Consider the following 9179-nt stretch of genomic DNA (forward strand, 5'->3'; position numbering starts at 1 on the left):
TTTGTCACCTCTTTCCTGTCTCAGCCTTAAACCGCTTTAACCGCAGCGCGTTGGTGAGTACGGATACAGAGCTTAAGCTCATGGCTGCTGCTGCAAAAATGGGGTTTAACAGGGGGCCGTTAAATAACAGATGTAAAATTCCTGCTGCAATTGGAATTCCGATTACATTATAACCAAATGCCCAGAACAGGTTCTGCTTAATATTGCGGATGGTGTGTTTGCTTAAATTAATCGCTGTAGGCACATCCATCAGATCGGAACGCATAAGAACAATATCTGCAGATTCCATGGCTACATCGGTACCGGAACCGATGGCAATTCCAATATCAGCCTGTGCAAGCGCAGGTGCATCGTTGATTCCATCTCCTACCATGGCCACCTTCCGGTTGTCTGACTGAAGCTTTTTCACCTCATTGGATTTATCCTGCGGGAGAACCTCAGCCAGAACACGGTCAATACCCACCTGTTTAGCAATGGCAGATGCTGTCTTTTTATTATCACCGGTGATCATCGCAACTTCAATTCCCATCTTATGAAGCCGTTCAATGGCTGCACGGCTGGATTCCTTCACCACATCAGCAACCGCTACAATTCCTGCCAGTTCTCCGTTTATTGCAACATACATGGGGGTCTTGCCCTCTTCCGCCAGCTTGTCTGAAATTTCCTCCATGCCTGAAAGGGAAATGTTCTGTTCATCCATAAGCTTTCTGTTTCCTGCAAGTATTTCTTCTCCTTCCAGCCGGGCTTTAATCCCCCGGCCGGTCAGCGAATCAAACTGCTCCGCTTCCAAAAGGGAGAGTCCTGATTCCTTTGCTCCAAGAACTATCGCCTGACCCAGTGGATGCTCGGAACCTCTCTCAGCCGATGCTGTAAGCTGCAAGAGACGGTCTTTTGAAATATTTCCTGCCGGAAGTACGTCTGTCACTTTTGGTTTTCCTTCCGTAATCGTTCCTGTTTTATCAAATACGATGGTATTTATTTTATGCGCGGTTTCCAAAGCTTCTCCGCCCTTAATTAAGATTCCGTTTTCCGCTCCTTTTCCTGTACCTACCATAATTGCAGTCGGTGTAGCAAGCCCCAGAGCACAGGGACAGGCGATAACAAGTACCGAAATAAAGATGGTAAGTGCAAATTTTAAATCTCCGCCTGTACCGATGTACCAGCCGATTCCGGCGAGAAGGGCAATCACACAGACCACCGGCACAAAGTATCCGGAGACGATGTCCGCCATCTGCGCAATAGGAGCTTTTGATCCCTGTGCATCCTCTACCAGCTTAATGATCTGGGCAAGAGCCGTATCACTTCCTATTTTTTCAGCTTTAAACTGGATTACACCGGTAGTATTGATAGATGCCGCATAAACCGGATCTCCTTCCTTTTTGTCCACCGGCATACTTTCACCGGTGAGCATGGATTCATCAATGGCAGTGTGTCCGCCTGTAACAGTTCCATCTACGGGAATCTTATCGCCTGGCTTTACCAGAATCACATCACCGATTACCACTTCATCAATGGGAATTTCCTTTTCCTGTCCGTTTTCTAAAATTACCGCCGTTTTAGGAGCCAGACCCATAAGCTTTTTAATGGCCTCACTGGTTCTTCCTTTGGATACGGCCTCTAAGGACTTGCCCAGAAGAATCAAGGTAATAATCACACCTGCCGATTCGTAATAAAGGGAATCTACTGCCATAAAATGTCCGGCTGCGATCTGAAATGTATTATAAATGCTGTATAAAACAGCTGCTGTTGTTCCAATTGCAATGAGTGAATCCATATTCGGACTTCTCTGAAAGAGTGCCTTAAAACCAATGGTATAAAATTTATATCCAACTCCGATGACCGGGGCTGCTAAAACCAGTTCAACCAAAGCATAGGCAAGTGGGTAGTTCATTGGCTCAATGGCTGACGGAAACGGCAGACGGACAAAGCTGATCATGGGTGCCATGGCAATATATAATAAGGGCAGAGAGAACACGGCATAAGTAATAAACTTCGTCCACAGTGTTTTGATCTCCTGCTGCTTTCTGGCTCTGTCTTCGTCAGCTGCATCTGCTTTATTGACTTCCAGTGCCTGATAGCCTGCCTTTTCAATGGCGCCTTTAATAACGGATAACCTTACTTTACGTGGATCATAGGCAACGGTTGCCTTTTCTGTTGCAAAGTTTACGGAGGAGTTCTCCACACCTTCCAGCTTTCCGATGGCTTTCTCCACCCGTCTGGCACAGGCTGCGCAGGTCATACCGCCAATGGGAATGGTGACATCAGAATATTCCGTTTTTTCCGCTGCCTCATATCCGATCCTGGAAACAGCTGCCTTAATATCAGCTAATTCCAGACTGCTGTCATATTCGACAAAGAGCTTTTCACTGGCGAGATTTACAGATGCCTGACTAATTCCAGGAAGCTTCTTTACTGTCTTTTCAATTCTTTGGGCACAGGCCGCACAGGTCATGCCTCTTATATCTAAAGTTTTGTTTTCCATTTATTTCACCTCTTTTAATTGGCTGATGCCTCTTGAAGTTTTCGAGTACTCATGATATTATTATGGCAGATATCGCAATTATTGCAAGTATGCACTTTTTAGTGATATAGTACCCAAAATGATACTAAAGGAGGATTCCCTTATGCCCCCAATTCAGTGTGCCGGCTACAACTGTCCGGTGGATGCAACCTTAGATATGATCGGAGGAAAATACAAGGCTCTGATTCTGTGGCATCTCATCGACCATACTTTAAGATTCGGAGAATTGAGAAAGCTGATCCCTCAGGCCACCCCCAAGATGCTAACCCAGCAGTTAAGAGAGCTGGAAGAGGATAATTTAATTATAAGGACCGTTTATCCTGTTGTTCCTCCAAAGGTGGAATATGCTCTTTCAGATCTTGGAATCAGCATACGTCCTATTCTGGAGGCCATGTACAAATGGGGAGCAGATTACCTAAACCAGAATGGTCTGATCGTAAACTGCTCCATGAAATGTCCTGATTAAATTAGTAAGATTTTTTCCAGTTTGCAAATATCTGCCTGGACTCCTTTAAAAAGTCAGAAGAGATCGTGATGGATTCGTCAGTCACGGTCTTATTCTGATCGAATATAGGCCATGGGTTACAGCCTCCCGCTTCCACTTCTACCCGGCTCATAGGGAACCTGTTCCCGCAGTTCTGGCATACCAGCTCGTCCCCATCCTGTTTGTAGTATCCCCTTCCTGAATCATAACATACCTGACATGTATTAAATGCGGTCCGAATAGTTCCATCAGGCGCTTTTACAGCCAGAATCTCCATTTTTGTACCATCTGCTTCCACGGGGTAAAAGGTAACTTTGTCGGAGATTTCAGATACCGGTATTACAAGATCTGCTGCCTGTATACTTCCACTCTCTATCGCGGTCTTTGAAGATTGGGTTTCCTGTGTTTTTGTCCCTGTATTGAAGCTGCAGGCAGTCAGCACAAATACGGCAAGCGCCGCAGCTGCCGCTGTCTTAACTGCAGATACGCTTTTTCTTTCATTTCCTTTTCTGTTCTGTTTCATCTTTATTCTCCTTTTTTTCCGTTATTCCTCATAAAAAATAATCCTGCTATCAGAGCCGCTGCCGGCAGTATACAATGCCAGTGACTATATAATAATTCCATAAACCGTTCTCCTTTCCGTCATATCAGAAATCAATTATCCGCAGCACGATCCTCCGGAACCCTGAAACGTATCCTCAGGCCAGATCTTGGTCTCAAATTTGCTCACTTCATCTTTCACTGCATTTAAATCAACGTTTTCCAAATCATCCACTACCTTTATATATCCATAAAAGGAATTGTCTCCTGTTGAAAAATCGAAGCTCTTTTCCGGTATGAAATACAGGGTATTTTCTCCTTTTTCCAGATACAGCTCAGTAAAAAAATCAGGGATCAGAAGACTTGTTCCATAGTCGATATCCGACCGGTTATCAATAAATGTCCACTCTGTGTCCACACCGGCTTTCACCACCGCAACCGCAGGCTTAAATCCCTGGTCGGTCAGTTCCAGTGTGATTTTCTGAACGGGTTTTCCACTGTCATCCGTTGATTCCTGTGCAAGTGCCACATCGTCAACCGGTATGGTATAACCTGCTGGAACCGGTTTTTGAGGCGCATATTCCTTTAATACCCCCTGACCCTCCGGTTGCTGGCCACCATCTGTCTCTCCCTCTTTTGAAACATTAATAGAACCCCGTATCATCCCCATCCAGCAGCTGTATGGGATCTTTCCTGTTTTGTCCGGCGTAAATTCCACCACGTTTTCTCCTGTATGAAATGAGTACTCAATACCGTATTCCCGTATGATCATCCGGTTATTACAGCCGTTTATACTTCCAGCCGGCGCGTCTATGATCCATTTTACCGGAATCCCTGCCTGGACCTTAATATTGGGATACCGTCCCGGACTTAAGGTGCTGTTGATCACCTGAACGCCGTCTTCGATTTTTATCTCACCCGAACCTTCCTGTTTGTTCCCACTGCTTTCCAATCCAGGCAGGAAAGAAGAAGGACTGATTCCTGCCAAACTGATTCCCTGGGTAAACATGGACAGTCCCAGTACCACCACTAAAACCGCACCTGCAGTCATGACTCTGTTTGAAAATTTCTTTGAAAGAACCGTTGACAAGGCACCCAGAAAGAACATCAGAGGGACTGTACCAAGGCTGAATAAAAACATGGAAAGCGCACCGGAAAACGGATTTCCGGTTGACAGAGCATAGATCTGCATTGCCTGAAGAGGTCCGCAGGGCATAAGTCCATTTAACAGACCTACAAAAAACGGGCTGCTGCTTTTTGATTTTTCTTTCTGAATTTTTACCGCAATAAATTTTGGCATCCTGGGGTTTAGTCTGCGGAGCCAGGGGAAAATCCCCAGCATGTTGATTCCCATAATTACCATAAAAATTCCAGCCGCCAGCTTCAAAACACCCTGGAAGGTATTGGAAAAGGTCACTGCCGCTCCAATTCCTCCTGCCAGGAAGCCTACTGCGGTATAAGAAATAACGCGCCCCAGGTTATAAAGAAATGCAGGCCGCAGGGCTGCAATCCGTCCCTGGTTTAACTCAGCCTGTCCGCCTTTCGGTATGCACTGGGAAAGGTTAATGCCGCCGCACATTGCCACACAGTGAACGGAGGTAATGAGGCCGATGATAAAGAGCATCCCGTATCCCATTGTTTCATCAGCCAGCTGACTGGGAACCAGGAGGTTTAACAGACCGGATTGTTCTAAAAGCATATACAGGGACGCAATGATAATTAAAATTCCCACTGTTCTGTTCGTATCTTTTCTTTCCTGTCCCTGATCAGGTAACACACTGTATCCCAGATTCTCAATAATTCCTGTTATACTCTGACAGGAAATAATATCCGTATCAAAAGTTACCAGAGCAGTTCCGGAATTATAGCTCACCTCCGCTTTTTCAATTCCAGCTGTATTACGTAATTTTTTTTCAATTTTATTCTGGCAGCTGATACATGTCATACCACCGATACGCAATTTTTTCGTTCTGACTGCTGTTCCCATTACGCATCCTCCTTTTTCATTTCTGTATAGAAGAATAGCAGGACCATATGTAAAAGTTGTGTAGATCGTTTTCGGACACAAAAAAAACACGTATATCTCCTGCTGTCAAATGAGATATACGTGCTGGGAAACCAGTATCTTATATAAGTATTACACGGCTGATTCCAGTTTCATGAGTGACTGGATCAGCTCCTCACAGATGTCCACAATATTTTTACCGTCTGTTTCTATAATAATATCAGCCGCACTCTTATAAAGGCTGGCCCGTCTCTCCATCAGTCCCTTTATATATTCCACATTCATGTTTCCATTTAAGATAGGGCGCTCATCGCTGTCCTTTACTCTCTCTAATATGGTTTCGGGGCTGGCTGTTAAAAGCACAATTCTGCTGTTTTTCTTTAAATTCTTCACATTCTCTTCCCTGATTACCGCACCCCCTCCGCAGGAGATGATGGTCTGTCTGCAGTCCTTTAAGCTGATAATGGCGCTGCTCTCACAGTTACGGAAATACTCCTCTCCGTACTTGGCAAAGATATCCTTAATGGGCATCTTCTGATCTTCCACGATTCTTGTGTCCACATCCACTTCATTCATAGCCAGCATATCTTTTAAATATCTGGACACTGTACTTTTGCCTGCTCCCATAAAACCAATCAGGGCAATGTTATAATGAAACAGGCTCCTGCTTTGTAAACGCTTACTTTCTTCCACAATCTGACGGAAAATTCCAAGGAGTTCCTCTTTATAATCATGTTCACCGATTGCCCGGATCAGAGTCTCCTGCTGAGCTTCTTCCTGCTCCGGCTGAAATATGGGAAGCCCAAATGCTTTCTTGTATTCTATGATCTCCCCCATGCAGGAAAGCCGTTTCATTAAAAGTTCCAGAATCTGAAGGTCATATTGATTCAGATCTTTTCTAATTTCTTTCAGTTCTCTCATTTTTGCTTCTCCCTAAAATATCCGTTAGTATAATTTTTTACATTATACATACAGCTATGGGGTATTGTAAAGCAATTCTTACGCCTTTTCTTCAAGAAAATGAATATATTCATCTCCCCATTCTCCCAGTGCAATCAGAACTTTGTCAAATTTATCACCGATTTTACTTAAGGAGTATTCCACCTTTGGCGGAATCTGGGAATATTCTTTTCTTACAATAAGTCCCTCCTCTTCCAGAGATTTCAACTGTCTGGAAAGTGTGGTATGGGTAATCTCCTCCGGCATCATTCGCTTCAGTTCATTAAACCGCACCGGCCCATCCTTTAATAAATAAAGGAGATATATGGACCATTTACCGGAAAGGACTTTTTGAGAGGTAACGTAAGGACATATACCAAATAAATCTTTTTTATCCATATAGGTATCCTCCTTGATACTAGGTATCATAAAATATCGTAGTTTACAAATATCTCATACTCGATATAATAATCTTGTAAACAAATTATATCATGAATACCTGAAAGGAGCAAGAGCGATGAACGAAATCCTCAATTACTTAAAAGAATGCGGTACATTTTATTTAGCAACCACTGAGGGAGATCAGCCCCGTGTACGTCCCTTTGGTGCTGTATGTGAATTTGAAGGAAGGCTTTACATCACTACCAACAACCAGAAAAAAGTATTCGATCAGATGAAAAAAAATCCTAAAATTGAAATTTCCGCTATGAATAAGGGAACATGGATCAGACTGGAAGCCGAAGCTGTATGGGATGACCGCAGAGAAGCACGTGCTGCCATGATGGCAGACAACGAGGCTGCTCTCAGCCGTATGTATTCCGTTGACGACGGTATTTTTGCAGTTTTATATTTAAAGAATGCAACTGCAACAATTTTCTCCTTCACTTCTGAGCCAAAAGTTGTTACATTCTAAATCATAACGGAAAACGGCAGCTGATAAACTGCCGTTTCCTCAAAAAATTCTTCTGTTATTTTAATCGGAATTTCTCCACCTCTTTAGAAAGCAGATGAGCCTGTGCCGCCAGTTCTTCACTGGAAGAAGAACTCTCCTCAGCAGTGGCTGCATTGGTCTGAATGACTGCAGTAACCTGAGAAAGTCCCTGATTGATCTCATCAATTACAACTGCCTGTTTGGCAGATGCCTGTTCTATTTCTCCAACTGACCGTCCCACAAGCTCTGATTTTTCTCCTACTCCAAGGAGCAGTCTGGCTGTTTCCTCCGCCAGTTTCTCTCCCTCAGACACTATTTTCTCAGAGTTTTGAATCAGATCCGCGGTCTGTCTGGCTGCCTCTGCGGATTTCCCGGCAAGGTTTCTTACCTCGTCAGCTACAACGGCAAAGCCCTTTCCTGCTTCGCCTGCACGGGCGGATTCCACTGCTGCATTGAGCGCAAGAATATTTGTCTGGAATGCAATATCCTCAATTACTTTTGTGATACTGGATATCTTTTGTGATGCAGTTCCGATATCTTTCATTGCAGTGTTTAATTTCTGCATATATGCATTGCCCTCTTTCAGGCCTTTTCCGGTATCTTCAATATAAATGGTGGCTTTCTTCACATTTTCCGCATTTTGTTCTGCTTCCTTTGCTATACTGCTCACCGACGCGCTTAATTCTTCCACAGTTGCAGCCTGTTCCGTGGTTCCTGATGCAAGAGCCTGGGCTGCTGATGCCACCTGGGCGGAACCTTCGTTTACCTGGTCAGCGGCAACACTGATCGAAAGCAGCGTCCGGCTTAAATCATTCCTTATTTTCTGTAAGGCAAGACCAAGAACGTCTTTCTCGGAGCGCAGAGGAACCTCTGTTGTAAAGTCACCGTTGCTGATCTCTTCTGCCGCATTCACCTGTTTTTTAATACTGCCGGTCATTTGCATAAAAGCACCTGCAAGCTGCCCGGTTTCATCTTTTGAATCAATATTCTCCAGATTCACATCGATATGACCCAGTGCAATACGGCCGGCAGCTTCCACAACTTCAGTGATCGGGCGGCTGATCATGACGGATATTCTGTTTCCTAAAAACATGCCTGAACACGCACCAAATATTAGTACAAGTATCAAAATAACAATGAGAACGTCAGCAGTAATACGATTGTCATTGTTCGTATTATGTGCCTCGCCCATACGGTTATCTATAAGAATATCAAAATTATCAAACATTTTCTGGATATTGTCGCTTTCATTTAAAAGCTCAGCATATGCTTCTTCACTTTTTCCATCTCTTGCCTCTTTCAGACATTTCTGGATTGCAGGTTCAAAAGAATTATTAAACAGTTCCACCGATTCATCAAGAAGAGCATAAGAAGCCGGATTGGTGATTGTTTCACGGTACTTTGCTATATTAGTCAGAAATTTTTCCTTATCACTTTGAAATCCCTGTTCCAATTTATCCAGCTCACCGCTGTCACCAGCTACAATTACCATTGTTCTGGAATCAATACGAAACTGATACAGTCCCTCAATAGCTGCAATCAGATTTTCTATTGGCGCTGTCTGCTTTTCATATAAATATGTATCCATAGCGCTGATCCTGAAAAGCCCCGCAACTCCAGCCCCTCCCACAAGAAGCATGATCAGTGTCAGACATAAAAAACCCGTCCGCAGCTTTCGGGAAATACTGTAATTCTTAAAATTCTTCATTGGATTTCCTCCCTGTTTTATCTTTTGCAGCTAGTACCATATTACTGGACG

The 9179-nt window shown here is 43.9% G+C and carries 8 protein-coding genes; 2 read left to right on the forward strand and 6 right to left on the reverse strand.

Annotated features, from left to right (window positions below; translation table 11 throughout):
• Positions 1–4 precede the first annotated feature (4 nt).
• Positions 5–2482, reverse strand: coding sequence for a heavy metal translocating P-type ATPase (locus V7D18_RS04925; RefSeq protein ID WP_426152021.1), 2478 nt, complete (start codon positions 2480–2482; stop codon positions 5–7).
• Positions 2483–2624: 142 nt separating this feature from the next.
• On the opposite strand from V7D18_RS04925, the gene V7D18_RS04930 reads away from it, so the two are divergent.
• A complete protein-coding gene (locus V7D18_RS04930) occupies positions 2625–2987 on the forward strand; it encodes a winged helix-turn-helix transcriptional regulator (RefSeq protein ID WP_426152023.1) in 363 nt (120 codons plus the stop codon).
• 1 nt (position 2988) lies between these two features.
• Here the strand turns inward: V7D18_RS04930 and V7D18_RS04935 are convergent, their stop codons facing one another.
• The 4 genes from V7D18_RS04935 to V7D18_RS04950 form a co-directional block, all read right to left on the reverse strand.
• A complete protein-coding gene (locus tag V7D18_RS04935) occupies positions 2989–3528 on the reverse strand; it encodes a DUF2318 domain-containing protein (protein ID WP_426152025.1) in 540 nt (179 codons plus the stop codon).
• Between the two features lie 135 nt (positions 3529–3663).
• The gene (locus V7D18_RS04940; RefSeq protein WP_426152027.1) at positions 3664–5532 is read right to left on the reverse strand and encodes a sulfite exporter TauE/SafE family protein; all 1869 of its coding nucleotides are present in this window, start codon (positions 5530–5532) and stop codon (positions 3664–3666) included.
• Positions 5533–5682: 150 nt separating this feature from the next.
• Positions 5683–6471, reverse strand: a complete 789-nt coding sequence (locus V7D18_RS04945; protein WP_426152029.1) for a shikimate kinase — start codon at positions 6469–6471, stop codon at positions 5683–5685.
• A gap of 78 nt (positions 6472–6549) precedes the next feature.
• On the reverse strand, positions 6550–6888 hold the full coding sequence (locus V7D18_RS04950) for a winged helix-turn-helix transcriptional regulator (protein WP_426152031.1): 339 nt from the start codon (positions 6886–6888) through the stop codon (positions 6550–6552).
• Between the two features lie 118 nt (positions 6889–7006).
• On the opposite strand from V7D18_RS04950, the gene V7D18_RS04955 reads away from it, so the two are divergent.
• A complete protein-coding gene (locus V7D18_RS04955) occupies positions 7007–7402 on the forward strand; it encodes a pyridoxamine 5'-phosphate oxidase family protein (RefSeq protein WP_426152033.1) in 396 nt (131 codons plus the stop codon).
• Positions 7403–7457: 55 nt separating this feature from the next.
• On the opposite strand, the gene V7D18_RS04960 is transcribed toward V7D18_RS04955, so the two are convergent.
• On the reverse strand, positions 7458–9128 hold the full coding sequence (locus V7D18_RS04960; protein WP_426152035.1) for a methyl-accepting chemotaxis protein: 1671 nt from the start codon (positions 9126–9128) through the stop codon (positions 7458–7460).
• Between the last annotated feature and the right edge of the window lie 51 nt (positions 9129–9179).

The organism is Lacrimispora sp. 38-1 (assembly GCF_049890855.1).
Lineage (GTDB): Bacteria > Bacillota > Clostridia > Lachnospirales > Lachnospiraceae > Lacrimispora.